A 25,660-nucleotide genomic window follows, 5' to 3' on the forward strand; every position below is an offset into this window, starting at 1 on the left:
GCCTTTTGATTCCGGCAGAGCAAGATCAATGCCAATAAGGCTCGACCTTGTAGTAACTGTATGAAGCATCACGCGCGGCCTCGCCATCGGCGCCCGTCAATTCGTTGATCGAATAGGCGGGAGCAGCCTTCAGTTGCTCCTTGGTGAACGGCACGACATAGCCGCCCTTGTTCTCGTCATAGTCGAGGCTCGCCCACGGAATGGCGTGGTACTTCTCGCCGATGCCGAGAAATCCGCCAAAGCCGATCACGGCAAACATGATTCCATTCGACAATTTGTCGAGCATGACATCCTCGATGTCGCCGATGTGCATGCCTTCCGTGTTGTAGACGGACGTGCCGATCACCCGCGAGGCAGCGATGGCTTCAGTGTGTCCTGTCTGGGTTGTCATGATGTGCTCCTTTTGTCGTTCACTTCCGGTTCGACAATGAGGAGAGGGCTGCGAAGGTTCCCGACTTTCATGAAGGCGGTCACCCGACTTTCATGAACACGGTTATAAGTGCAGGGCTGATCACTCGGCGAGGATGAAGGTGACCTTCATGTTGACGCGGTAGGCGGAGATCTTGCCGTTCTCGACGACGACCTTCTGGTCCTGGATCCAAGCGCCTTCGACGTTCTTCAATGTCTTTGCGGCGCGGGCAATCCCCTGTTCGATGGCGTCCTGAAAGCTCTTATTCGACGATGATGTGATTTCGGTGACGCGGGCGACGGACATGGCTTCCTCCTCCAAGGCATTCGGTTGCCTGGGCAGCGTACAACCGGCGCCTGTTGATCACAAGTTTAGGGGTCGGACTTAGGGCCGGACCGCTGAATTTGCTCAGCCCTTGGCGACGCGATCGAATGCCATCAGCCTTTCAAGCAGCGGCCGAAGGTCCTTCAGCGGCACCATATTGGGACCGTCGGAGGGGGCGTTGTCGGGATCCTGATGCGTCTCGATGAAGACGCCGGCGACACCGACCGCAACCGCGGCGCGCGCCAGCGTCTCGACGAAGCGCCGATCGCCACCTGACGAGCCGCCCTGCCCGCCCGGCTGCTGCACCGAATGCGTGGCGTCGAAAATCACCGGCGCGCCGATCTCGGCCATGATCGGCAGGGCGCGCATATCGGACACCAGCGTGTTGTAGCCGAAGGACGCGCCGCGCTCGGTGACCAGCACATTGGCGTTGCCGGAACCGGTGACCTTGGCGACGACGTTCTTCATGTCCCACGGTGCGAGGAACTGGCCCTTCTTCACATTGACGACCTTGCCGGTTCTTGCCGCCGCGATCAGCAGATCGGTCTGGCGGCTGAGGAAAGCCGGAATCTGCAAGATATCGACATGCGGCGCCACGAGCGCGCACTGTTCCTCGGTGTGGATATCGGTCAGGATCGGCAGCGAAAACGCCTTGCGCAAATCGTCGAAGACGGGCAGCGCCGCATCAAGCCCGGCGCCGCGCGTGCCGCCAAGCGAGGTGCGGTTGGCCTTGTCGTAACTGGTCTTGTAGACGAGGCCCAGCCCGAGCTTCTCGGTCAGTTCCTTCAGCGCGCCAGCCATGTCGAAGGCGTGCTGGCGCGATTCAAGCTGGCACGGGCCGGCAATCAGTGACAGCGGCGCGGTGTTGTCGAAGACGACATTGCCGACGGTTACGGACGGATTGGGCTTGCTCATGCTTTCTCCTGGAAAACGAAGGCCGCACCCTGCCCGGATGCCGGCCGCACGACAATATCATCGCCGCGTATGTCATGTTCGACGGAACTGGCTGCAAGCAGCCTGGCGACCGTGTCGGCGGAACGAACTGAAAAGACGATCGCCGCGAAGCGGAGTTCCGATGGTGCGCCGGCAGGCATGCCGACGCGCGTTTCGAAGGCGGCGGGGTCAAGCAGGGTCAAGGTCGCGTTCGGCAGGTCAAACACGGTGCTGCTCCCCTGCCCGGTCGCCGGACCGCGCGTCGCGATCGAAATCAATCGGTGCTGTTCGGCTGGCTCGTTGCTGACCGCCACGACTTCGATGATGCCGGTTGCGCCATTGGCGTGGACCTGCAGCGCGCTGCGGTCCACTTTCGGCGCATTGATCCGCTCGCAGGCAAACAGGAATGCGTCCGTCGCCCCGGTGCCGGAGGCGAAGGCCAGTTTGAACGATGCGGTGTCGCTGTTTCCCGCCGCGTCGGTGAAGGCGCGCGAAAAGCTCAGCATGTCTCCAGCCGACAGGCCGGCTTCGACATAGCGTGCGTGGTCGGCATCGGCATTCTGGGTGCCCAGGACAAGGGCGGAAAATCCCTCATTGCCGCAGCTGTCACGATAGGCGCAATCGCGCGCGACGAAGGCATTGCCGTCGGCGATCGCTTTCGCCGCCGCTTGCGCATTGCCTACTGCCAGCGGCTCGAGATAGGTGCCGTCTTCAAGGAAGACGCAGCAGTTTTCCGTGCCGAAAGGATGGATGCCGGTCGGCGCCACGACAAAGCCAAGCGAAACCAGCCGCGCCCGCGCCACGTCGAGGCTCGCGGTCGGCAGGACAAGATGGTCAAGCGGATAGGGGCCGGGCGGATAAGCGCCGGGCGAATGAGGGCGTGCTGGCATCGTCTCAATCATGCCGGCGCGGTGTGCATCATTCCGGAAGTTGGTTCAAGAGCCCTCGCCTGACGCGCAGGGATTTCATATAGCGGCAGCGGTCGTCGCGATGGCTGTTCTTGGCCATGCTCGCCTGGGACGCGCCGAAGCGGCCGGGCGCTGATCCGACCGAGCCAACCGCCGCGGACGGGTGCGCTCCTGCTTCGGTCAGTTTCCCTTCAAGTCGCAGCCACAATGTCCGCCGAATAGCGCAATTCACGCAGCGGTTTGACCTGGCTGGTCGTCTCGGCATAGAGCGGATGCGCCTTGTAGGCGGCCAGAGCGGCGTCATCCTCGAACTCGGCATAAACGACCACGTCGATCTCGTCCGAAAGCGGGTCGACCTTGCTGTTGAGCGTCACCTCGAACAGACGGGAATGGGGGATGTTGCCCAGCGCCAGCAAGCCCGTGCGTACGGCCTCGACGTCCTCTTTGTGCCGTGCGCTGAAGAAAACGATATGCCGGATCAACCCCAGCCTCCTCGATCGATGTGCAAGCCATGTTTTGTGTGGGCAACACGATTGCGTCAACCGGCAACGATGTCGCGGCAACAACGCGTTGGGGCGAATGCGAGGAAACCTACATCATGCTGGTGATGTAGCGCACGATGCGGTTAATCTCCCTGACCGTGGTGTCCAGATAGCTGCCCTGATTGTAGAGCCCGTCCCAGATCAGGAAGAACGTGACGGCGCAGATGACGATGACATAACGCATGGCTAAAACTACTGCATCCGGGTGGCTGCAACCATAGTGATTCCGGCGTTGATCAGCGCCCTCCCCCAAAATCTTTCCATGATCCGTGCTCGCTTGCCTTGGCTCTTGAAGTTCCCCTTGATGACGTGAAAGATTGCTGCGGGGATTCATCGGGAAGCGGCGTTCGCGCCCTGCCGATGAACTGCGAGAGAGTTGGAAACCGGCGATTTTGCGCCGGCGCCGCAGAAGTCCCGGGGGCGTGACATGGCTCACAAGGAAGACACCAGCGTTGCGTCGGGCGACGCGGTCAGATTGGACGAATTCAATTTCGCCGAGACCGTCAAAGGCCTGCCGGCCAAGGCGCGCATGGTGCTGTCGGCGGCGATGAACCTGCAGCGTGGCTCGCTCAAGGTGAGGATGCCGGACGGCCGCGCCGTCCTCGTCGGCGGCAAGGGCCCGGGTCCGGACGCCGAACTGGTGCTCAAGAACTGGCGCTTGCCCGGCCGCGCCTTCACCGGCGGCACCATCGGCATCGCCGAATCCTACATCGACGGCGATTGGGACAGTCCCGATGTGACCAGTTTCCTGGAACTGTTCGTAGTCAATTCAGAAATCGGAGAGCGCATCGCCGGCGGCGCCAGCTGGTTGATCAACGCCGTCCAGCGTGTCCGCCACTGGTTCAACCAAAACACCCGCACCGGCTCGAAGCGCAACATTTCGGCGCATTACGATCTCGGCAACGCCTTTTACAAGGAATGGCTGGATCCGAGCATGACCTATTCGTCGGCGCTCTATGCGGCTGGCGCCAACGATCTGGAAAGCGCGCAAGCCGCCAAATATCGCGCGCTGGCCAAGGACACGGGCATCGGCGCGAACGACCACGTGCTTGAAATCGGTTGCGGCTGGGGCGGCTTTGCCGAATTCGCGGCGCGCGAGATCGGCTGCCGCGTCACCGGGCTGACGATCAGCCGCGAGCAGCATGATTTCGCCAGAGCACGCGTCCAGAAGGCTGGATTTGCCGACAAGATCGACATCAAGCTGCAGGACTACCGCGACGAAACCGGTTCCTACGACCGCATCGCCTCGATCGAGATGTTCGAGGCGGTCGGCGAAAAGTACTGGCCCGTGTTTTTCGGCAAGATGAAGGATTGCCTGCGGCCTGGCGGCACCGCCGGCCTGCAGATCATCACCATCAACGAGAAAGCCTACGATACCTATCGCGCCCGGCCGGATTTCATCCAGCGTTACGTCTTCCCGGGCGGCATGCTGCCGACGCCGTCGATCCTGAAAACGCTCGGCAAAGACCATGGCCTTGCTCATCTGCGCGAGCGCATTTTCCCGGACGACTATGCCCGCACGCTCGCCGAATGGCGCCACCGTTTTTGTGGGTCATGGGAAAAGATCGTCCCGCTCGGTTTCGACGACCGCTTCAAGAAGCTCTGGGAGTTTTACCTGCATTATTGCGAAGCCGGCTTCCGCGCCAGCTACATCGATGTCCGCCAGGTGGTTTACAGGGCTTAGGGTGGCGACGACTAATTTCCGCATGGGATCAATTGGTTCTCCGTCGAACATCAAGTCGATGATGCGGTTCGAGCCGGCTGCTGTTCAACGGCGTGCCAGCCTTCAACAGCGTGCCAAGTCCTGACCGAAGCAGAGCTTCGCGCCTGAATCCGGTCGAGTCCATAAGGGAACAGATGACGTGCGGATGCATGTGCGCGGCGGAGACGTCAGCTCCTGTCGTCGTCGCCTTGGGTGATCAGCCGCGCGCTGCGCTGCCCTGTCAGGTAGATCCATAGCCAGCTCAGCGAAACCGCAAGCCGGTTACGGAAGCCGATCAGGAAATAGATGTGCGCCAGGCCCCAAAGCCACCAGGCCGGCCGGCCGGTGAGCTTGATCCAGCCGAAATCGATCGCGGCGGCGCGCTTGCCGATCGTCGCCAGATCGCCGTCATGCCTGTAGCGGAAAGGCCGCGGGGCTGCGTCGCCGGCAAGCCGGGCCTTGATCGTCGTGGCGACATGCCGGCCCTGCTGCTTGGCGGCGGGTGCTACGCCGGGCACCATGCGGCCATCCGGCCGCAGGACGTGTGCAGCGTCACCGACGACGAAAATCTCCGGGCTGCCCGGCACGGTCAGATCGGGCTCGACCAGCACCCTGCCGGCGCGGTCCGCTGCCGCCCCCAGCCATTCGGCGGCCGGCGAAGCGGCGACGCCTGCTGCCCACAGGATAGTCCTGGCCGGCAGATGCGTTTCACCGAAGACGACACCCTCCGCGTCGCAACGTGTCACGGGCCGACCGAGTTCGACCGTCACGCCAAGCCGCTCGAGCGCCTTGCTGGCATAGTCGGAGAGTTCCGGGGCGAAATTGGGAAGGATACGGTCACCGGCCTCGATCAGCACCACGCGCGTCTGCCGCGTATCGATGTTGCGGAACTCGCCGCGCAGCATCTCGTGCGCCAGTTCGACAATGGTGCCGGCCAGTTCCACGCCGGTCGGTCCGCCACCGACGATCGCCAGTGTCAGCAGCGCCTGGCGCTTGGCGGGATCACTTTCCCGCTCGGCCTGCTCGAAGGCGAGCAGGATGCGCCGTCGAATGGTGGTGGCGTCCTCCAACGTCTTCAGCCCCGGTGCGAAATTCTCCCATTCGTCATGGCCGAAATAGGCGTGGCGGGCGCCGGTGGCCAGCAGCAGCGTGTCGTATCCAACCGCGCCGCCATCATCGAGCAGCACGTTTCTGCCGGCGCGGTCGACGCCGCTGACGGTGGCCAGCAGTGTCGTCACATCCTTGCGCTTGCGCAGGAGATGGCGGATCGGCCAGGCGACTTCCGAGGTCGCCAGCGCCGTAGTCGCCACCTGATAGAGCAGCGGCTGGAAAAGATGATGGTTGCGCTTGTCGATCATGGTGATGCGCACCGGCGCGCCGTCAAGCGCGCGGGTGAATTCGAGACCCCCGAAGCCCGCCCCGACGACGACGACATGATGGCTGGTTTCGTTCATCTCATTCACTCCGGGAGCAGGCTGGCCGGGAGCAGGTTGGCCGGGAGAGCAGGTGGGCCGTGAGGGCCGTTGGCCGCGAGAGCAGACTGGGGTGCAATTTCGCCAAGGCTGATGTAGCGACTTTTGTGCACTGCAACAACATCCGACTTTGCCGACTGCCCGCCCTAACATGTCGCTGTTGTACATGCCCCATCCTGCCGCCGAGTATAATTTTCATCGAAGCAGACGAAAGGAGAGGAACTTGGCTAGCGATCATGACGACGGTCCGGGGCAATATTCCTCGCCGCCTTGCTTCATGCACGAGCTCGACCCGGAATTCCGGGCGCCCCTATCCGATTGGAACGACGTGAAACGATGGCGCAAGGCCGAGCGCGAGCGGCTGATTGCGGCGCGCCTCGCTGTCCCGGCTGAGGTGCGGACGGCAATGTCGCAGCGCATCGGCGAAAGCCTCGACGCGGTGATCGGAGACATTGCCGGCCGCATGGTCAGCCTCTACTGGCCGTTCCGCGGCGAGCCGGATTTGCGGGCCTGGATGGCATCGGTCAACGCGCGTGGTGGCCGCACTGCCTTGCCGATCGTTATCGAGAAAGCCCGCCCGCTTATCTTTCGCGCCTACGTTCCGGGCGATCGGCTGGAAAAAGGTGTCTGGAATATCCCGATCCCGGCTGAAGGCGATCCGGTGCTGCCCGACATCGTCATCTCGCCTGTCGTCGGCATCGATCCGGGACAGTATCGGCTGGGCTATGGCGGCGGCTTCTTCGACCGGACGCTGGCGGCAATGCCGTTCAAGCCGCTGGTCATCGGTGTCGGCTACGAACTGCAGCGCATCGCCACCATCTACCCGCAGCCGCATGATATCCCGATGGACCGGGTGGTAACGGAGGCCTTCAAAGCCTAGGCAAGTTCCGGCTTCATCCCCACCGCCGTCCGGTCGACGATCTCGCGCAAGGCGAACGACGAGTTGATCTTCGTCACATGCGGCATCGCCGACAGCCATTCCTTGTGGATGCGCTCATAGTCGACGAGGTCCTTTGCCGCGATGCGCAGGATATAATCGTATTCGCCCGACATCAGGTGGCAGGACAACACATTCGGGCAGCGCTTTATCGCCGCCTCGAAATCCGACAGTGTCTTTTCGAATTGCCCCGACAGCGATATATGCACGATCGCCGTCATCTGGTGGCCAAGAGCGGCATTGGACAGCCGGGCGTGGTAGCCGCGGATGGTTCCGGATTTCTCCAGATTGTCCAGCCGGCGCGAGCAGGCCGACTGTGACAGGCCGACCTTCTCGGCAAGCGCCGCGTTGGGTATCCGCCCATCCCGTTGCAACGTTTCGAGGATGGCGATATCAATCCTGTCGAGCGGCATTTTTCGGGATTCCTGCGACAATCACGCTGTTTTGCGCAACGATTATCGAACCGTGCCGTCTTGCGCAAGCGTATTCGCAAACACCTACGCGACGATTCGTGGTTCACTGTCCCTCAACAGCGAACATGCCCCAAAAGGCTGGATCAGGAGGAGAAGAAGATGCGCGTCGGCTGCCCCCGGGAAATCAAGAACCACGAATACCGCGTCGGCCTGACGCCGGGATCGGTCCGCGAATATGTCGCGCATGGCCACGAAGTGCTGGTCGAGACCGGCGCCGGCGCCGGCATCGGCGCCGACGACAATGCCTATCGCGCCGCCGGCGCCACCATCGCCAAGACGGCCGCCGACGTGTTTGCCAAGTCCGACATGATCGTCAAGGTCAAGGAGCCGCAGCCCAACGAATGGGTCCAGCTGCGTGACGGCCAGATCCTCTACACCTATCTCCATCTCGCTCCGGATCCGGAGCAGACCAAGGGCCTGCTGGCCTCCGGCGTGACGGCCATCGCCTACGAGACGGTCACCGACGACCGCGGCGGCCTGCCGCTGCTGGCGCCGATGTCGGAAGTCGCGGGCCGCCTGTCGATCCAGGCGGGCGCCACCGCGCTGCAGAAGGCCAATGGCGGCCGCGGCGTTCTGCTCGGCGGCGTGCCCGGCGTGCTGCCTGGCAAGGTCACTGTGCTCGGCGGCGGCGTCGTCGGCCTGCATGCCGCACGGATGGCGGCCGGCCTTGGCGCCGACGTCACCATCATCGACCGCTCGATCCCGCGCCTGCGCCAGCTCGATGATATCTTCGGCGGCCGCGTCCACACCCGCTACTCGACGGTCGAGGCGCTGGAAGAGGAATGTTTTTCGGCCGACATCGTCGTCGGCGCCGTGCTGATCCCGGGTGCCGCCGCGCCAAAACTCGTTTCGCGCGAAATGCTGTCGGGAATGAAGAAAGGCTCGGTGCTGGTCGATGTTGCCATCGACCAGGGCGGCTGCTTCGAGACCTCGCACGCCACAACTCATGCCGACCCGACCTATGAGGTCGACGGCGTCGTTCACTATTGCGTCGCCAACATGCCGGGCGCGGTGCCGGTCACCTCGGCCCAGGCGTTGAGCAACGCGACGCTGCATTACGGCCTGCAGCTTGCCGACAAAGGCCTGAAGGCGCTGGTCGACGATCATCATTTGCGCAACGGCCTCAATGTCCACAAGGGCAAAATCACCAACCGCGCGGTGGCCGAATCACTCGGCTATGAGTTGGTCGAGCCGAAGGCCGTTCTCGCCGCCTGAACCCGCCGCCGATTTCCTCTCCCGACAAAGCCGCCGACGCTCCCGGCGGCTTTTTCCACAAGTAGATTTCACGAATTGCGCTAGGCTGGCCGGTTTTACCCGCGATGCTTGCAATGTGTCATTGTTGTGGCTTTTTTGTTACATCCGCCGGCATGGGCAGGTGCTAGACGGGTGCCGGGTTTTCAAAAGGTAGGGGCAATGATCAACAAACGATTCGCAAAATCTCTTCTTCTTGGCGCGGTTTCCGTACTGGCGCTCGGATCGGCTTCTCAGGCCGCCGACGCGCTTGTGCCGGTGGTCGAAACGTCGGCCTTCAACTGGAGTGGCATTTATGTCGGCTTTGGCGTCGGCGCCGGCGCCAATGTCCACGAGCTCAGCAGCGATTTCCTTCCCGGCTTCTCGTTGAACGGCATTGGTGGTGAAGGCGTATACGGTGAATTGACCGTTGGATACGACTATATGGTGTCGCCGCGCTTCCTGATCGGCGGACTCCTGGACGCCCATATCGGCAACATTGAAACCACGCTCGATGTAGCTGGACTAGAGGCTTCGGTCCGCGAGACCTACGGTTTCGACGCTGGTCTGCGGGCCGGTTACCTGTTCACGCCGAACACTTTGGGCTATGTGCTCGGCGGCTATTCCTGGCAGAAATACAAGCTCGACACCAACGCCGGTTTTGACCTGGATTGGGACCAGAGCGGCTACTTCGTTGGAGCCGGCGTTGAAACGGCCATCAACAGCAACTGGACCATCAAGACAGAATATCGCTATACCCGCTTCGGCACCAATGATGATCTGCTTTCCGAGTTCGGTTTGCCGGATGGGGCCCTCAATCTCGACACGTCGCGGCATACGTTCCAGGTCGGGGCCAACTATCGCTTTGGCGCCCAGAATGGCGGCGTCGCCGCTTTTGAAGCGCCTGCCTACAACTGGACCGGCTTCTACGTCGGCGGCGCCGCCGGCGCGGGTGCGTCGGTGCATCAGATCGAGGTTCCGCCGCTTGGCGGGCTCGAGTTCAACGGGCTCGGCGGCGAAGGCGTGTTCGGCGAATTGAACGTCGGCTATGACCATGATTTCGGCAGCTGGGTCGCAGGTGTCATGGTGGATGCCCGCTACTCCGGCATGACTTCCGAGTTGGAATTTCCAGGCGGATCGATCAATCTGGATACCGATTACGGCTTCGATGTGCTTGCCCGCGTCGGCATGAAAGTCAACGAATCGACACTTGCCTATGTGCTCGGCGGTTACAGCTGGCAGCATTTCGATCTGAATGCGTCTTCGCCCATCGGCGATATCCTCGATTGGGACTCCAGCGGCTTCTCGGTGGGTGGTGGTCTGGAAACCGCCATGTCTAGCAACGTGACCATCGGCCTCGAGTACCGCTACTCGCAGTTCTCGGAGAAGGATTTTTCGTCCGAAATTGGGGCGCCGGATGACACTCTCACCTCCACGCCTTCGTTCCACACCGTCCGCATTGGTGCGAAGTACAAGTTCAACTAATTTTCGAGCCGTCCAGACAACAGTCAAAGCCCGTCGGTCATTCCGGCGGGCTTTTTCTTCGGGTGACGAAATGGGCGGGACAATGCAGGCAGCAAAAAAGCGGAGCCAAAGCCCCGCTTCCTCTGATATCGAGATCTCCCGCCGGTTCATCCGCGGTCGGCAAATCGATCGACAATCATTCCATAACGCGACATTGCGACAGGCGTACGACAGCAGCGACCGATCCGGTCACGCGCGCTCGATCCGGCACTGGTAGCAATTGTTGCGTGCCGAGCGGACATGCACATAGGCGATGTCGTCGCGCTCGAACAAACACTCGGCCCGCGCCGCGATAGCGCCCGTTGGGATGACACCGCCGCTGCCGTAGACGATGCGGTCGTCCCTGCCGTAGCCGCGCACGATGTAGTCGCTGCTTTCAAGAATTTCGGGAAGCGCCTCGGCTTCGGCAGCGCGCTCGCAGGGCTCGGCATGCAGGAAGATCGGACCGGTCTCGGCATAAGGCTGCAATTGCGGAAATGGCCGATAAGCCAGGACAAGGTAGGCTTCTCCAGCGGCGACGTTCTTCAGGCAGTGGCGGCAAGGCACGCCGTCACCGTCGGATATTTTCCGCTCTGGTATCAGGCCATAGGCGTCCGGCCCGCCGCGCTGCAAGGCTCTGACACCTTCCGTGGGCAAGGCCTTGAACTGGATGGTCATGGTGAAATCTCCGATGTCGCTGACCGGAAATTACGTCGCTGCGCCAGCGCTTCCCACCCGATTCCTGCCAATCTGGATCAGTCCATCAGCGCGTCGAGACCGCGCACCAGCCCGGTGATCTCCTGTACCCGCCGGATGGCCAGCAGCGTGCCGGCCACATAAGGGGCGGCGGACGAGCCGGCGTCGTGGCGGATGGTCAGCCGCTCGTCGGGCAGGCCGAACAGCGCTTCGCAGGACAGGATGTAGGAAGGCAGGCGAAGCGCGTGCACCTGCACCCCCTCGCCCGTGCCAACCGCAGCACCGCGCGTTCCCGGCACACCGGAGACCTCCGAGACCGGCCGCGCGGTCGAAGCTCTGCGGACATCGGCCAGCGCTTCGGCAAGCTCGCGCGCGGTGCCGGACGGTGCGTCGGGTTTCCTGGCGCTGGCATAGTCGATGACCTCGACATCCGGCACGTATTTCGCCGCCATCAGGGCAAACCGCTTCATCAGCGTGGCGGTGATCGAAAAATTGCCGGCGGCAATGACGCCGACACGATTGGCGCGGGCTGCAGCATCGATCTCGGCGAAATCGGTCGAACCCAGCCCCGAGGTGCCGATCACCACGTGCCGTCCGTTTTCGATGGCCAGCAGCGCATGGTCCTTCACCACGTGCGGTTTGGTGTAGTCGACCAGCACGTCCGACGGCACCTCCATTGCCTCGGCCAGCGAGGCGGCAACGATGATGCCGTTTGCCGGCAGGCCGACCAGCAGGCCGGAATCCTGCCCAGCGCCGCTGCGTGACACGGCCGCGGCCAGCGCCATGTCGCTTTGCGCCCCGATCGCCAGAACCAGTGCCTTGCCGACCCAGCCGGTCGCACCGGCCATCACCACCCGAATCGTCATTGATCCTCCCATCGCCATTTCGAGCGCCACGCGTTGCCTTGGACGCGTGACGAACGCTCCAACAGTTTGCCTCCAGGCTGAAACATTGATGAAATTCAGCTTGCGGAGAAAATCATGGCCGCATGACGCTGGCCGCACGCTCGGCGAAGGTCATTGGATGCACCATCTCCTTCTTTTGCGCAACCGGTTCAAAGCCGAGCTTCTGATAGAGCGGCAATGCCGCCGGATGGTCGAGGGTGCAGGTCTGCACCGTCACCCGTCTTGGGCCGTGCGACCAGGCGGCGTCGATCGCCGCACCCAGGAACCAGCGGCCGATGCCTTGGCCGGTGGCGTGCTCCATCATGCCGAAATAGGCAAGTTCCACTTCTCCCGGCAGATGCGGCTTCAGGTCGAAAAAGCCGGCCGGCGAGCCGTCGAGATACAGCACCCTGATGTCGCGGTCCTCGCGGTGGATCCCGGCAGAAAGCTCCTCGTCGCTCAGCCTCAGCACGTTGACCCAGTGCCATTTGCGGCCCACCCGATCCATCAAATAGCGGTAGAAATGCAGCGGAATGTCCTTGGTTTTCAGCAATGCGATCTGGCGGTTGTACGGCAGCGGCGGCGAATAGGCCGGCGGCGCATGCATTTCGAGAAACGTCACCGTGACCTCGATGTCTTCAAGCGCGCCGTTTTCCATCACAGTCAGTCCTTGCCCGTCACGACGGGCGTATCGACAAGCCCACCCCATTCGGTCCATGAACCGTCGTAGAGCCTGTTGTCGGTGTGGCCTAGCGTCTCGAGCGCCAGCGTGATCGCCGCCGCCGTAACGCCTGAGCCGCAAGAGGTGACGACCGGCTTTGACAGGTCGATGCCGGCGTCCTCGATCACCTTGCGCAACCGGTCTTTCGACAGCAACTCGCCATCCTCGGCAAGCGCCGAAAACGGCGCATTGCGCGCGCCGGGCATATGGCCCGAGCGGACGCCGGCGCGAGGCTCCGGCTCGGTACCGGCAAACCGGCCAGGCGAACGCGCATCGGCGATCTGGCTTTCTCCGGTCTCGACGATCCGGCGCATGTCGGCCAGGCTGGCGACGCGAGCGGCATCGAAGTCGGCATGGAACACGCAAGGCGCGATCTTCGTCGGCTCCGCCGTCACCGGCCGTCCCTCCGCTTTCCAGCGATCGAAGCCGCCGTCCAATATGTAGACCTGGAACACCCCCATGACACGGAACATCCACCAGGCGCGCGGCGCCGAGAAGAAGCCCGGACCGTCATAGACAACGATGGTGTCGTCGGCCGAAATGCCCATGGCGCCGACATATTGGGCGAAATGCTGCGGCGACGGCAGTGTGTGCGGCAGTGGGGAATCAGGATCCGAGATCGCATCGTGATCCAGGAAACGGGCACCCGGAATGTGCGCTGCGTCATATTCGGCGCGCGCGTCGCGCTTCTGCGCCGGCAAATACCAGGACGCGTCGACGATGGTCAGGCCAGGCTCGCCAAGGCGCTTCTGCAACCAGTCCGCATCGACGGTGAAAGGGCTGTCTTCGGCCATTGTTCTTCTCCTGCCCGCCTTCGACAATCTGTTTATCAGGCCGGCTGTTTATCAGGCCGGCGGCATTGGTCCAAAGCGTATTCGGAAGCGCCGGTTCTCGCGACCCTTCTTCTCGATCTTGCCGATATGTATCTCGCCGACTTCTCCAGTGCTCTTCACATGAGTGCCGCCGCAAGGCTGGCTGTCGATCGAGGCGTTCTCGCCAATGCAGACCAAGCGGATCTTGCCCGTGCCGACCGGCGGCCGAACATTCTTCGATTTCACCAGTCCCGGATTGGCCGCCAACTCCTCGTCGGTGATCAGCCTGACAAAGACCGGTTGGTCGGCCCGCACCAATTCCATCAGCCGGGCCGTCACGTCTTCCCTGGTGAAGCCGGCATCCGGAATATCGAAATCGATACGGCTGTCGTCCTCGGAAACCGAGGCACCGGTGATCGGGAACGGGCAGACGACGGTAAGCAAGTGGCAGGCTGTGTGCATGCGCATCAGCAGATGCCGCCTCTCCCAATCGAGGGCAAGCTTTACCGGCTCGCCGACCTCAGGCACCGCCTGCTCAGGCGGCGGCACATGGATGATGTCATCCTTGGTCTCACCGGTGATGGTGGCGGCAACAGCGATCAGGCTGCCATCGGCGCGTTCGAGGGTGCCCGTATCACCAGGCTGCCCGCCCGACGTGGCATAGAAGATCGTCCGGTCCAGAATGATGCCGCCACGGTCGTTGACGGCGACAACCACGGCATCAGCCGTCCTGAGATAGACGTCGTCGCGAAACAGGGCATCCGTCCTGTAAGCCATCACGCAACCTCTTCGAACGGCACCGAGATTGTGCTGCGCTGTTCCATCCAGCCCGGCACCGGCAGCTGCTTTTGACGCAGGAATTCCGGGTTGAACAATTTCGACTGATAGCGCGTGCCGTAGTCACAAAGCACGGTCACGATGGTGTGGCCGGGACCCATCTCACGTGCCAGCCGGATCGCGCCGGCAATGTTGATGCCGGTCGAGCCGCCGACACACAGGCCTTCCTCCTGGATCAGGTCGAAGACGATAGGCAGCGCGTCCTCGTCCGGAATCTGGAAGGAGAAATCCGGTGTGAACCCTTCCAGATTGGCGGTGACCCGCCCCTGCCCGATGCCTTCGGTGATCGAGCTGCCTTCGGATTTCAGCTCGCCGGTGGTGTAGAAGCTATAGAGCGCCGCACCGAGCGGATCGGCGAGCGCGATCTTGACGTCCTTGCTCCTGGCCTTGAGCCCGAAGGCGACCCCGGCCAGCGTTCCGCCGGAGCCGACCGCCGAGACGAAACCGTCGACCTTGCCGCCGGTCTGGGCCCAGATTTCTTCCGCCGTGGTGCGGGTATGGCCATCACGGTTGGCGACGTTGTCGAACTGATTGGCCCAGATCGCGCCGTTCGGCTCGGACCGGGCCATCTGCTCGGCCAGGCGGCCCGACAGTTTCACATAATTGTTGGGGTTCTTGTAGGGAACGGCAGGCACCTCGATCAACTCGGCGCCGAGCAATCTGATCGTGTCCTTCTTCTCCTGGCTTTGCGTCTCCGGGATGACGATTACGGTGCGGTAGCCAAGCGCCTTGGCAACCAGCGTCAATCCGATGCCGGTGTTGCCGGCCGTCCCCTCGACGATCACCCCGCCCGGCCTCAAAAGTCCGCGCTGCTCGGCGTCGCGGATGATGAACAGCGCGGCACGGTCCTTGACCGACTGGCCCGGATTCATGAATTCGGCCTTGCCCAGGATCTCGCAGCCGGTTTCTTCCGAGGCTTTGTTGAGGCGGATCAGAGGCGTATTGCCGATCGCTTCGATCACAGAACGGGGCATGGAGATTCCTTTATGCTTGCGGCCGAACCCTAGAAACCCGAAGCTTGGGTTTCAAGGCAAGAATTTGCCTGGTCCAGCGGCATTTCCGGGCTGCAATTTCCTAAAACAGATGTTGCGTTGCGCCAATCATTGAAGCTCACCATTGAAAAGCGCTCTTTTCATCCGATTTCTTCACCGCTAGAGCACAGGCCAGGAAAAAGTCGCAGGGCATAGCATGACACTCTATCGGGCCGACCCGAAGCACGGCGTCGCCTGGATTACCGGCGGCAGCAGCGGCATCGGCCGTTCACTGGCCAAGGACCTTGCGGCGCAAGGCTATGTCGTCGCGGTGACGGCGCTCGACGACGATCCGATCGACACGCTTGTTGTCGAGACGGCGCAGATGCCGGGCCACGTCCACGGCCTATCCTTGCGACGTCACCGACGAAGAACGCATGGCAAGGACGGTCGCGGCGATCGAGAAGGATCTCGGCCCGATCGTCTTGGCCGTGTTCAATGCCGGGAGCTATATTGCGACCGCCGGCGAAGACCTCACTGTCCGTGGATTTCGCCAGTCCTTCGATGTCAATTATTTCGGCATCATCAATGGCCTGGTGCCGGTCATCGAGCGCATGCGCGTCCGCGCGCGCGGCCAAATCGTCCTGGTCGGTTCGGTCACTGCCTATTTCGGCTGGCCGACCACGGCCGCCTATGGCGGCACCAAGGCGGCGATCAATATCCTCGCCGAGTCGCTGAAGTACGATTTCGACAAGATGAACGTCCGCATCCAGGTGATAAACCCGGGCTTCGTCGACACCCCGCTGACCGAGAAGAATTTGCTGCCGATGCCCGGGCTGATGCCCGTCAATCGCGCCTCGCGCCGCATGGCGCGCGGCATCAGGTCCGGCGGCTTCGAAGTCACCTTCCCGTGGCGCTTGTGCTGGGGCCTGAAGCTGCTCAGAATCCTGCCGAGACCGTTCTGCCGATGGGTCATCAGCACCGCGACCCGCTGGAAGGCGCGTCCGCTTAATTTCGACCGCAAGCCGCCGAGCGAATAGACCGGCCATCAAAGTTGGCGCTCCCGCCGCCGGCGGGACGTCGTTGCCTGTTTGTCATCGTGGCCATAGGTTGAGATTAATTGCATGGAGTCTGCGATGGGGCGACGGATCGTGCTTGCGGTATTGGGTCTCGCCGTCATTCTCGTCCTTGCCTACGTCTTTGGCCCGCGCGTCCCAGCCGACACCACGATCCGCTTCGATCCTTCGGTGATCGGCGATGACCCGCAAGCCTATCTGGCACGCAAGGAGGCGGCCGTACCTGATATCCACGACGGGCTGGAAAAGGAAATCATCTGGGCCAATCCGATGGTCCACGCCAGGACGCCGCTGTCGATCGTTTATATCCACGGCTTTTCCGCGTCGAAGGGCGAGGTTCGTCCGCTTCCCGACGAGATGGCCGACCAGCTCGACGCCAATCTTTACTACACCCGCCTCACCGGCCACGGACAGGGCGGTGCCGCAATAGCCGACGGCAGCGTCAACGCCTGGATCAACGACTATGAGGAAGCGCTCGCCATTGGCCGAGCGATCGGCGACAAGGTGATCGTCATCGCCACCTCGACCGGCGGCTCGCTGGCAGCCTGGGCTGCGACGCAGCCGGGCGCATCGGACGGGGTGGCGGCAATAGCGTTCATCTCGCCGAATTTCGGCGTCAAGGCTTCCGGCGCCGAACTTCTGACCATGCCGTGGGGCCGAGAGATCGCCGAGCTGGTCGCCGGCAAGGAGCGCAGCTTCGTGCCACGCAATGCGCTGCACGAGAAATTCTGGACCTGGCGCTATCCGATCGCGGCGACGCTGCCGATGGTGGCGCTGACCGAACTTGCCTATGGCGCGCCGGTGGAGAAGGCGACCATCCCTGCCCTCTTCATCTTTTCCGATTCGGACAGGATCGTGCGGCCGGACCGCACCCGCGACATCGCCGGGCGCTGGGGCGCGGCGCACGAACTGGTGCCGGTCGACGATACCGGCGATCGGGACAATCATGTCATTGCCGGAGACGCGCTGTCGCCAGCAACCACAGCTTTCCTCGCGCAGCGCATTGTCGTCTGGGTACAGGCGGTGGTGAAGTAGGTCTCAGGCGAAAAAGGCGACCGAAGCATCGCTCCGATCGCCTTTTTCAATTGTGAGCAGCCGGGCCGAGCCGACCGGCGCGGGCCGGATGCACTATCTGGTTACGCAGCCCGCGCTGCTGGCCGCTTGCCGCCGAAACGACGCTTGTTGTTGCCCTTGAACGCCTTGGCGCCTTCCGGCTTGCGCTCGCCGGCGAAGGCCGGCTTGTCGCCGAAGCGTTTGTTGCCGTTGTTGTGGCCGCCCGGCCGCCTGCCATCGCGACGACCATTGCGATCGTTGGCCGGCTCGAAGCTGCGCTCGTTCTTTTCGGCAGGATTGCGCTGCGGGTCGGGACTGCCGAGATGATCGGCAACGATCGGCAGCTTGGTGCGGATGATGCGCTCGACCTGACGCAGCTTGCTGTTTTCGGACGGGTCGCAAAGCGTGATGGCGATGCCGTCCATGCCGTTACGGCCGGTGCGGCCGATGCGGTGGACATAGCTCTCCGCCTCATCCGGCAGGTCGAAATTCACCACATGGCTGATGCCGGGCACGTCGATGCCGCGCGCCGCGATATCGGTCGCCACAAGAATGCGCACCGAACCCTCGCGGAAATCGTTCAGCGCCTTCTGGCGGGCGTTCTGCGACTTGTTGCCGTGGATGACGGCGGCCTTGAAGCCATCGCGCTCGAGGTCCTTGGTCACCCTGTCGGCGCCATGCTTGGTGCGCGAAAAGATGATGACGGACTTCATCGCCTCGTCGGCGAGCATCGTCGCCAGAACCTGGCGCTTCTGCTTGGTGCGGGCAAAGACGACGCCCTGCACGATCTCGGCCGCCGCAGTGCTGTGCGGCGCCACTTCGACGCGGATCGGGTTCTTCAGCAGACCCTTGGCCAGCTCGGCGATTTCGGCCGGCATGGTCGCCGAGAACAGCACCGTCTGACGGTCCGGCGCGGTCGCCCTGGCGATGCGCTTGACGTCGTTGATGAAGCCCATGTCGAGCATGCGGTCGCCTTCGTCGAGCACCAGCCATTTGGTGTCGGCAAGCACGAGGTCGCCCTCACGCACCAGATCGGTCAGCCGGCCGGGCGTGGCAATCAAAATGTCGACGCCGGGAGCGATCTTCTTCACCTGGCTGAAGCGCGAGACGCCGCCAAGCACGAGTGCTGTCGAGACATGCGCGCCCTTGGCGAGCAGCTTGATCATCTCTTCGATCTGCACGGCGAGCTCACGCGTCGGCGCCAGGATCAGCGCACGAGCGGTCTTCGGCCGGCGCTTGGTGCCGAGCGCGATGATCTTCGACAGGATCGGCAGCGCGAACGCCGCGGTCTTGCCCGAACCGGTCTGGGCGATGCCGAAAATGTCACGGCCTTCCAGCTGCGGCGGGATCGCCTGGGCCTGGATCGGCTTCGGCTCGGTGAAGCCTGCGCCATGGGTAGCCTTGAGCAGCGCGCCCGTAATGCCAAGTGCTGCGAAACCCGAAAGTTCGCCAGTGTCATTACCGGTCAGATTGTCGTTACCGGTCAAAGTGTTTTCGTTGTTCAAAATATTCTTCTTTCACGCGGCTCCTGGCCGCAAACATCAATGGCGGCAGGGCGCAACCTGCCGTCGAAAAACTGTCATGAAACGACAAGGCGGGCGGACGCTATCGTCCGCACGGCTGCGCTGTCGTGCCCGCAGGCATCATGCCACGGGGCTTTTTCGCCGCCTTGCCGATATGCCGGAAAGAGGGAAAACAGACGCAACCAGTCTCATTCGTCGAGAAGGCCGGATAGGTCCCGGCCCAAGCGCCTATGCCGCCGCATATGGCCCAGTTCGCCGCGAAATGCAAGGGCCGTCATGTTGCAGCGCAGCAAAAACAGCACGACGAGCAGCCGTGAAGGTCTGCTCAAACGTCTCCCGGCCATTCCCTCGCCCCATGCTGGACGAACAGAACTCTGTTTGAGTGTCTTTCACCCGATACGCTGGCGATTGGCCAAATTCTATCCACGCCTTCGTCATCCTAGGGCAAAGCAAGGAGCGAAGCGACGCAGACCCTAGGATCCATGCCGTTACGCCAGCCGAAGAATGCAGCGGCTCAGAATGGCGCCTGTATCCGCGACGGTGCCAGCTACCCTTCCACCATGACCTATATGACTGCAAGCCAGAAGCGTGGCACGATCTACATCGGCGTCACCAACGACCTAGGCCGCCGCATGCCGGAGCATAAATCCGGCCAAGGCTCGCGCTTCACCAGCCGCTACGGCGCGCAGCGTCTGGTCTGGTACGAGGAGCACTTCGACTTTTTCGCGGCACCGGGTGGTAGCGTTCGGTTCTGGTCCGCTGCATTCTTCGGCGGATGTCACGGCATGGATCCCAGGGTCTGCGCGCGTCGCTTCGCTCCTTGCTCCGCCCTAGGATGACGAGGTGGAGGAATGCTTCGGCTAATCTCAAACGTTTGCACTGACATCGGCCCGTTTGCGGCGGGCGCTGCCCCAGCGAGCGAAACGGGGGAGCATGGAAAGCGAGAGCGGTTGGTAAGCCGCACCTAACAGACGGCCAGCTATGCCCGCCAGCGTATCGAGACCGACGGCGAAAGCACGGCCAGCGTTGCGAAAACAAGCAGGCCGAAAAGCGGCGCTTGCGCTCGCTTACCGCCATGATTACCACAAATCAGCTTCTCTTTGGGGACCGAGCGATGAAGGACGTGCTGAAGGAACTCGAGCGCCGCCGCGCCATGGCGCGTATGGGCGGTGGCAAGGCCCGTATCGACGCTCAGCACAAGAAGGGCAAACTCACCGCGCGAGAACGCATCGACGTCTTTCTCGACGAAGGCTCGTTCGAGGAGTTCGACATGTATGTCGAGCATCGCTCGACCGATTTCGGCATGGAGAAAACCAAGATCGCCGGCGACGGCGTCGTCACCGGCTGGGGTACCGTCAACGGCCGGCCGGTCTATGTCTTCGCCAAGGATTTTACCGTGTTCGGCGGCTCGCTGTCCGAGGCCCACGCCGAAAAGGTCGTCAAGGTGCAGGAGATGGCGCTGCGCAACCGCGCGCCGATCATCGGCCTCTACGACGCCGGCGGGGCCCGCATCCAGGAAGGCGTGGCAGCACTTGGCGGCTATGCCGAGATATTCCAGCGCAATGTGCTCGCCTCCGGCGTCATCCCGCAGATTTCAGTGATCATGGGCCCTTGCGCCGGCGGCGACGTCTATTCGCCGGCAATGACCGACTTCATCTTCATGGTGCGCGGCACCTCCTACATGTTCGTCACCGGCCCGGACGTGGTGAAGACCGTCACCAACGAGACGGTAACCGCCGAGAGCCTCGGCGGCGCCTTGGTTCACACGACGAAGTCGTCGATCGCCGATGGCGCTTACGACAATGACGTCGAGGCGCTGCTGCAGATGCGCCGGCTGGTCGATCTGCTGCCTGCCTCCAACACGGCTGAAATCCCCGAGATCGAATGTTATCAGTCGGTCACCGATCATGATCTGTCGCTCGACCGACTGATCCCCGACAATGCCAACAAACCTTACGACATCAAGGAGTTGATCCTTAAAGTTGCCGATGAGGGTGACTTCTTCGAGATCCAGCAGGATTTTGCAAAAAACATCGTAACCGGCTTCGGGCGCGTCGAAGGGCGCACGGTCGGCTTCGTCGCCAACCAGCCGATGGTGCTGGCCGGCGTGCTCGATTCGGACGCCAGTCGCAAGGCGGCGCGGTTCGTACGCTTCTGCGACTGTTTTTCAATTCCGATCGTCACCTTCGTCGACGTTCCAGGTTTCCTGCCCGGCACCGCCCAGGAATATGGCGGGCTGATCAAACACGGCGCCAAGCTCTTGTTCGCCTATGCCGAAGCGACCGTCCCGAAGATCACCGTGATCACCCGAAAAGCCTATGGCGGCGCTTATGACGTGATGGCGTCGAAGCATCTGCGCGGCGACATGAACTATGCCTGGCCGACGGCGCAGATCGCAGTGATGGGCGCCAGGGGCGCGGTCGAGATCATCTATCGCAAGGACATCGGCGATGCGGAGAAGATCGCAGCACATACAAAGGCTTACGAGGATCGCTTCCTGTCGCCCTTCGTCGCCGCCGAGCGCGGCTACGTCGATGAGGTGATCATGCCGCATTCGACCCGCCGCCGCATTGCGCGCGCGCTGCGCATGCTGCGCAACAAGGACATGCAGAACCCCTGGAAGAAACACGACAACATTCCGTTGTAAGGCACTGATGTCGCGAAAGCGACCACAGCAAAAGCTCACTCCGCTTCCGCGGCGCCGAACCCTGCGCCCATCGTCGCGCGGACGGCGCCCGACCACGGCGTGGCATGATTGTCGATGCGCATCTGGAAGATAAAATAGGTCGGCGAGCAGAAGCCGACACCTTTCACCTTGCCGATACCAGGCGTGTCGGGCGGCAGCGATTGGCACATGTAATCTTCGCGGCAGAAATGATCGGCCGAGCAAGCCGGCCGGTTGCCGCGATTGACGGCGCCGCCCAAGCACTGGTCGAAATTGTTGGTCGCCACGCAGATGTCGAATTTTTTGCCGCCGACCAGCCCGCAGATCTCGTTCGGCATCGGCTTGCCCGGCTTGAAGCCGGCAAAGGCACGGTCCTTGTCGTTGCAGCCGCGATAGGCGATGCCGGAAGGCACACCGATCTTCGGCGGCCGGCAGGTGTAGGCGGTGCGCGAAATGTCGGTGGCGAAGGCCGCGAACTGGCCGGTAATGCTGTAGCGGTCATTGAAAGGCTGCGTGCCGTTGCTGGCGATCGAGCCGGTCAGGCATGGATGGCCGGAAAACATCTTTTCGCTGTCCTTGGGCAGCAGGCATTGCGCCAGTTTCGTCCGCACCCCCGATGCCGTCGCCAGCGCCGTGCAGACGGTGCCGCCGCCGCATTGCCAGGTCGTGCCGAAGCGGGCCGCATCCTCCGGCATCAAACACGGCATCGCCATCTCGGCCGGTGCGTAAGCGACCTCGCCGGCGTCTTTCCATGCGGCCGGCGGCGCGAAGGACAGCGGGCGGAGGCGGTTCGGCTCTTTGCCGTCGGCGGTCGCACGCAGCCAGGCTTCGCGCCGCGGCATCTCGGCATGAAGATGCGGCGAGATGCCGACCTCGATGCGGTTCAGCGGCGATGTCGTCTTGTCGTCGACGCCGATGAAATGGAAACCGGCGGTCGAACCCGCCTGATGGCAACCCTGGCAGGCGCCATTGTCGAGACGCTCGATCAGCGCTTCCGGTGTGCGCAGCAGCTTCAGCGCGGAATAGTCCAGCCCGGAAAAATCCGCAGGCTGGAACAGCGGCGTGAACGAGTGATTGGCCTGCCTGGCGCTGCCGAAAGTCGACCACGAGACGACTTTCTTCGCCAGGAATTCATTGGGGATTTCGTAGACGCCGAGATCGACCGCCGCGAGATTGGCGCTGATATAGTCGGCAAGTTTTGCTTTCAGCGCGGCGTCTTCCGAGAGCAGCGCCACATCCGGCGTGTTTTCCAGCGGCTTTTCGCTGACCGTCTCTCCATCGATGCCAAAAATCCGCATGAGGTAGGCAGCCTGTCCGCCAAATTGGGTTTCCTGGCCGGAGGGAAAGCGCACCAACTGTGCGTTGAGCTCGAGCTGCTTGAAACTCAGCCCGGCCTTTTCAAGCGGCCCGCCGATGAGCCAGCCGATATCGACGGTCTCGTCGAGCTGCGGCGTCCAGCGTCCGGCAACGCCGACGCAGCCGCCATCGGCGTCCGGCGCGACGCTATAGATGGCATTGAAATTGAACGGCAACCGCGAGGCCAGAACCTTGCCGTTTTTCTTGAAGTTGTAGGCGAGGCGATAGATGAAACGCACCTCGCCGCAGCCCCCATCGCCTCGTATCTCGGCGAAATCACGCCGATCGAGCCGGTTGACGACACCGACCAGCCGGAAGCGCGCGGCGTCGGTCTTCAGCCAGCGCATGTCGATGATGCGGCCGACATTGCCGTCGGTGACTTCATAGAGCGGCCGCCCGCCAGCCTTCATCTCGGCGCGCAGCGCGGCGACATCGCCGCCAATCGTTTCGACGATCTGATGATAGGCCGGCGCATTGTCATAGAGCGTCTTCAGGTCGCTCTTGCCGTCGACATCGAAAATGCCGGCGAAATCAAAACCCCTGGCGTCGAGACCGGCCAGCACGGCCGGATCGTCGACGATCATCACCGGACCTTCGGCGCGCGCCAGGCTGGCCAAGAAAAAATTGGCGAAAATCACAGCGATCAAGGCGAGCCGACGGTTCATTCAGCGGTCATCCCGTTGCGATTTTCGGCAAGCTCGCGCAGCACCGGCACCAGCGCCAGCGGCAAGTCTTCAGCGATCAGCCCAGGTCCGAAACGGCTGCCGGCCTCGGCATGGATCCAGACCGCCGCGCAGGCGGCTTCGAAAGCCGGCATGCCTTGCGCCAGGAAGCCGGCGATGATGCCCGACAGCACGTCGCCCGAACCGGCGGTGGCCAGCCATGGCGCGCCGTTGCCGTTGATCGCCGCCCTGCCATCGGGCGTCGCGATCACCGTGTCCGCGCCCTTGTAGACGACGATGGCGCCGGCGCGCTCGGCGGCAGCGCGCGCCTTGGCCAGCTTGGACAGGGTCTTGTCTCCGGCGATGTCCGCAAACAGCCTGGCGAATTCGCCCTCATGCGGCGTCAGCACCAACGCTGGCGCGTTCGGGCGACGGGCGGCGACGAACAGAACGTTCGCGGTATCGTGAAACGCGGTGATGCCATCGGCATCGAGCACCAGCCCGTCGACCTTGCCGTCTTGCCGCCCCCCGGTGGCCAGTACGCCAAGGGCAAAATCGCGTGTTTTCTCGCCAACGCCAAATCCGGGTCCGAGGACAAATGCCGATGGCCGGCGGCCGTCGATGAATTCCTGCACGTCCGCGATGCTGTCGGCCTTTTTCAGCATGATCGAAGTCAGATGCGCGGCATTCACCTGCACGGCGTTGCCCGGCGACAACACGGTCACCGCCCCTGCCCCGCTTCTGGCCGCGGCAAGCGCCGATAGCCGTGCGGCACCCGTCGCCGACGGCCCGCCGGAAAAGACGCCGACATGGCCGCGCCTGTATTTATGCGCGTCGACGGCTGGGACCGGGAAATTTTCGAGCCAAAGCGGCGGGATGTTCTCGAAGGTTCGCGGTGCAAGCTGCGCAACGATATCGCCGCCAATGCCGATGTCGGCAAGCACCAGCTCGCCGCACATCCCGCGCCCCGGCAACAGCAGATGGCCGGGCTTTTTTCGCGCGAATGTTACCGTGATTCGGGCGCGGAATGCCCGGCCGAAAATCTGGCCGCTCTCGCCTGACACGCCCGAGGGCAGATCGACCGCTACGACGGGCAGGTTCAGTTCTGTCGCAACCTCGACCGCCCTGGCGGCATCACCGGACAGCGGCTTGGACAGCCCTGCCCCATAAAGCGCATCGACCAGGATCGAACCTTTATCGGCAGCAAATTCCGACAGTGGCCGGGGCCTGACCGGGCATTCCGACGCGGCGAGCGCCGCGTCGCTGCCGGCTTTGGGAGAGCCGGATGCCCACAGCAAGACGTCGACGGCGCTGTCCCTTAGAATGCGGGCGACGACATATCCATCGCCGCCATTGTTGCCGGGCCCGCACAGCACGTGGACGCGCCTGGCAGCCGGGAAATGGGCGAGCACTACCGCAGCGACTGCGGAACCTGCATTGCGCATCAGGCCAATGCCGTCGCGTGGTCCGGCGGAAATCGTCAACCGGTCGGCCTCAGCCATTTCGGCCGGAGACAGAATTTCATTGCTCATGGATGCCGATCCGCATTGGCTCAAGCCCGATCCTGTGGTCAAACCCGATCCCTGTGTTCAAACCCCGATCCTTGTGGTCAAACCCCGATCCTTGTGGTCAAACCCCGATCCCTGTGGTCAAACATTGTCCAGTTTTCGGTTCGAAGCAAACGGCGATGAAATGGCACGATCTGTAAGCACATCGTTAGGGACAATGGCGTCGTCGAAGCACAATTGCCCGCGAAATGCTCTATCTGCCCAATTATTGTGCGGACGGTAGCGCCGACAATGTGTAGGTTCCCAGTATCCATGGCGCATCCAACGCAGCGAATGACGCGAATTTAGCCCTCAACGCGGCATGGCATCGAAATCGCGTGATACCGCTTCGAATCCCCTCAAATTGGCACAGTTCGTGCTTGAAAGAGGCGCAAGCGGGGCTCACAACCCGTCTTTTTTGACA

24 protein-coding genes and 1 pseudogene are annotated in these 25,660 nt (G+C 62.6%); 8 read left to right on the forward strand and 17 right to left on the reverse strand.

Features of this window, described 5'->3' with window-relative positions:
- Positions 1-25: 25 nt before the first annotated feature.
- The 6 genes from M727_RS0118980 to M727_RS43800 all read right to left on the reverse strand — a co-directional run bounded on the left by M727_RS0118980 (position 26) and on the right by M727_RS43800 (position 3,300).
- A complete protein-coding gene (locus M727_RS0118980; RefSeq protein WP_027154002.1) occupies positions 26-391 on the reverse strand; it encodes a PRC-barrel domain-containing protein in 366 nt (121 codons plus the stop codon).
- A gap of 120 nt (positions 392-511) precedes the next feature.
- A complete protein-coding gene (locus M727_RS0118985; protein ID WP_027154003.1) occupies positions 512-715 on the reverse strand; it encodes a dodecin family protein in 204 nt (67 codons plus the stop codon).
- A 102-nt stretch (positions 716-817) separates the two neighbouring features.
- Positions 818-1,648, reverse strand: a complete 831-nt coding sequence (kdsA, locus tag M727_RS0118990) for a 3-deoxy-8-phosphooctulonate synthase (RefSeq protein WP_027154004.1) — start codon at positions 1,646-1,648, stop codon at positions 818-820.
- The gene (locus M727_RS0118995) at positions 1,645-2,556 is read right to left on the reverse strand and encodes a VOC family protein (protein ID WP_027154005.1); all 912 of its coding nucleotides are present in this window, start codon (positions 2,554-2,556) and stop codon (positions 1,645-1,647) included. The genes kdsA and M727_RS0118995 overlap by 4 nt, the downstream gene beginning before the upstream one ends.
- Before the next feature lie 209 nt (positions 2,557-2,765).
- A complete protein-coding gene (locus M727_RS0119005; RefSeq protein WP_027154007.1) occupies positions 2,766-3,056 on the reverse strand; it encodes a Dabb family protein in 291 nt (96 codons plus the stop codon).
- Positions 3,057-3,165: 109 nt separating this feature from the next.
- On the reverse strand, positions 3,166-3,300 hold the full coding sequence (locus M727_RS43800) for a hypothetical protein (protein WP_023799246.1): 135 nt from the start codon (positions 3,298-3,300) through the stop codon (positions 3,166-3,168).
- A gap of 243 nt (positions 3,301-3,543) precedes the next feature.
- Here M727_RS43800 and M727_RS0119015 point away from each other — a divergent pair, with 243 nt between their 5' ends.
- The gene (locus M727_RS0119015; protein ID WP_027154008.1) at positions 3,544-4,800 is read left to right on the forward strand and encodes a cyclopropane-fatty-acyl-phospholipid synthase family protein; all 1,257 of its coding nucleotides are present in this window, start codon (positions 3,544-3,546) and stop codon (positions 4,798-4,800) included.
- Positions 4,801-5,006: 206 nt separating this feature from the next.
- Here M727_RS0119015 and M727_RS0119020 read toward each other — a convergent pair whose 3' ends face one another.
- Positions 5,007-6,272, reverse strand: coding sequence for an NAD(P)/FAD-dependent oxidoreductase (locus M727_RS0119020; RefSeq protein WP_027154009.1), 1,266 nt, complete (start codon positions 6,270-6,272; stop codon positions 5,007-5,009).
- Positions 6,273-6,513: 241 nt separating this feature from the next.
- On the opposite strand from M727_RS0119020, the gene M727_RS0119025 reads away from it, so the two are divergent.
- The gene (locus tag M727_RS0119025; RefSeq protein ID WP_027154010.1) at positions 6,514-7,170 is read left to right on the forward strand and encodes a 5-formyltetrahydrofolate cyclo-ligase; all 657 of its coding nucleotides are present in this window, start codon (positions 6,514-6,516) and stop codon (positions 7,168-7,170) included.
- Here the strand turns inward: M727_RS0119025 and M727_RS0119030 are convergent.
- Positions 7,167-7,640 (reverse strand): Lrp/AsnC family transcriptional regulator, encoded by a 474-nt coding sequence (locus M727_RS0119030; RefSeq protein ID WP_023799250.1) that lies wholly within the window; start codon positions 7,638-7,640, stop codon positions 7,167-7,169. The two genes, M727_RS0119025 and M727_RS0119030, sit on opposite strands and share 4 nt — an antisense overlap.
- Positions 7,641-7,799: 159 nt before the next feature.
- On the opposite strand from M727_RS0119030, the gene ald reads away from it, so the two are divergent.
- Together ald and M727_RS0119040 are read left to right on the forward strand one after the other, a co-directional pair.
- The gene (gene ald, locus M727_RS0119035) at positions 7,800-8,915 is read left to right on the forward strand and encodes an alanine dehydrogenase (RefSeq protein ID WP_027154011.1); all 1,116 of its coding nucleotides are present in this window, start codon (positions 7,800-7,802) and stop codon (positions 8,913-8,915) included.
- Positions 8,916-9,113: 198 nt separating this feature from the next.
- Positions 9,114-10,415 (forward strand): outer membrane beta-barrel protein, encoded by a 1,302-nt coding sequence (locus M727_RS0119040; protein WP_027154012.1) that lies wholly within the window; start codon positions 9,114-9,116, stop codon positions 10,413-10,415.
- 228 nt (positions 10,416-10,643) lie between these two features.
- Here M727_RS0119040 and M727_RS0119045 read toward each other — a convergent pair whose 3' ends face one another.
- From M727_RS0119045 to M727_RS0119070, 6 genes are all read right to left on the reverse strand, one after another.
- The gene (locus M727_RS0119045) at positions 10,644-11,111 is read right to left on the reverse strand and encodes a DUF1203 domain-containing protein (RefSeq protein WP_027154013.1); all 468 of its coding nucleotides are present in this window, start codon (positions 11,109-11,111) and stop codon (positions 10,644-10,646) included.
- Positions 11,112-11,188: 77 nt separating this feature from the next.
- A complete protein-coding gene (gene dapB / locus M727_RS0119050; protein ID WP_027154014.1) occupies positions 11,189-11,995 on the reverse strand; it encodes a 4-hydroxy-tetrahydrodipicolinate reductase in 807 nt (268 codons plus the stop codon).
- Positions 11,996-12,107: 112 nt separating this feature from the next.
- The gene (locus tag M727_RS0119055; RefSeq protein WP_027154015.1) at positions 12,108-12,671 is read right to left on the reverse strand and encodes a GNAT family N-acetyltransferase; all 564 of its coding nucleotides are present in this window, start codon (positions 12,669-12,671) and stop codon (positions 12,108-12,110) included.
- Between the two features lie 5 nt (positions 12,672-12,676).
- Positions 12,677-13,528, reverse strand: coding sequence for a 3-mercaptopyruvate sulfurtransferase (gene sseA / locus M727_RS0119060; RefSeq protein WP_027154016.1), 852 nt, complete (start codon positions 13,526-13,528; stop codon positions 12,677-12,679).
- A gap of 51 nt (positions 13,529-13,579) precedes the next feature.
- Positions 13,580-14,323, reverse strand: coding sequence for an alanyl-tRNA editing protein (locus tag M727_RS0119065; protein WP_027154017.1), 744 nt, complete (start codon positions 14,321-14,323; stop codon positions 13,580-13,582).
- A complete protein-coding gene (locus M727_RS0119070) occupies positions 14,323-15,357 on the reverse strand; it encodes a cysteine synthase A (protein ID WP_027154018.1) in 1,035 nt (344 codons plus the stop codon). Before M727_RS0119070 ends, M727_RS0119065 begins: the two co-directional genes overlap by 1 nt.
- Positions 15,358-15,571: 214 nt before the next feature.
- Between M727_RS0119070 and M727_RS36800 the strand changes: the two are divergent.
- Positions 15,572-16,394 (forward strand): annotated as a pseudogene (locus M727_RS36800) (SDR family oxidoreductase).
- 96 nt (positions 16,395-16,490) lie between these two features.
- Complete coding sequence (locus M727_RS0119080) at positions 16,491-17,465, forward strand: alpha/beta fold hydrolase (RefSeq protein WP_027154019.1); 975 nt, start codon at positions 16,491-16,493, stop codon at positions 17,463-17,465.
- Positions 17,466-17,566: 101 nt separating this feature from the next.
- Here M727_RS0119080 and M727_RS0119085 read toward each other — a convergent pair whose 3' ends face one another.
- Complete coding sequence (locus M727_RS0119085; RefSeq protein ID WP_027154020.1) at positions 17,567-18,970, reverse strand: DEAD/DEAH box helicase; 1,404 nt, start codon at positions 18,968-18,970, stop codon at positions 17,567-17,569.
- A 596-nt stretch (positions 18,971-19,566) separates the two neighbouring features.
- Here M727_RS0119085 and M727_RS43095 point away from each other — a divergent pair.
- Both M727_RS43095 and M727_RS0119095 read left to right on the forward strand, forming a co-directional pair.
- Positions 19,567-19,845 carry a GIY-YIG nuclease family protein gene (locus M727_RS43095; protein ID WP_036262680.1) on the forward strand — a complete coding sequence of 93 codons (279 nt, stop codon included), beginning with the start codon at positions 19,567-19,569 and terminating at the stop codon, positions 19,843-19,845.
- Between the two features lie 275 nt (positions 19,846-20,120).
- Positions 20,121-21,653: an acyl-CoA carboxylase subunit beta gene (locus tag M727_RS0119095; protein WP_027154021.1), complete on the forward strand. Its 1,533-nt coding sequence runs from the start codon at positions 20,121-20,123 to the stop codon at positions 21,651-21,653.
- 35 nt (positions 21,654-21,688) lie between these two features.
- Here the strand turns inward: M727_RS0119095 and M727_RS0119100 are convergent, their stop codons facing one another.
- Entirely contained in the window at positions 21,689-23,692 is a 2,004-nt protein-coding gene (locus tag M727_RS0119100) for a hypothetical protein (protein ID WP_027154022.1), read from the reverse strand.
- Positions 23,689-25,221 carry an NAD(P)H-hydrate dehydratase gene (locus M727_RS0119105; RefSeq protein WP_027154023.1) on the reverse strand — a complete coding sequence of 511 codons (1,533 nt, stop codon included), beginning with the start codon at positions 25,219-25,221 and terminating at the stop codon, positions 23,689-23,691. The genes M727_RS0119100 and M727_RS0119105 overlap by 4 nt, the downstream gene beginning before the upstream one ends.
- Positions 25,222-25,660 lie beyond the last annotated feature (439 nt).

The organism is Mesorhizobium sp. WSM2561 (genome assembly GCF_000513915.1).
GTDB classification, from domain to species: Bacteria; Pseudomonadota; Alphaproteobacteria; order Rhizobiales; family Rhizobiaceae; genus Mesorhizobium; species Mesorhizobium muleiense.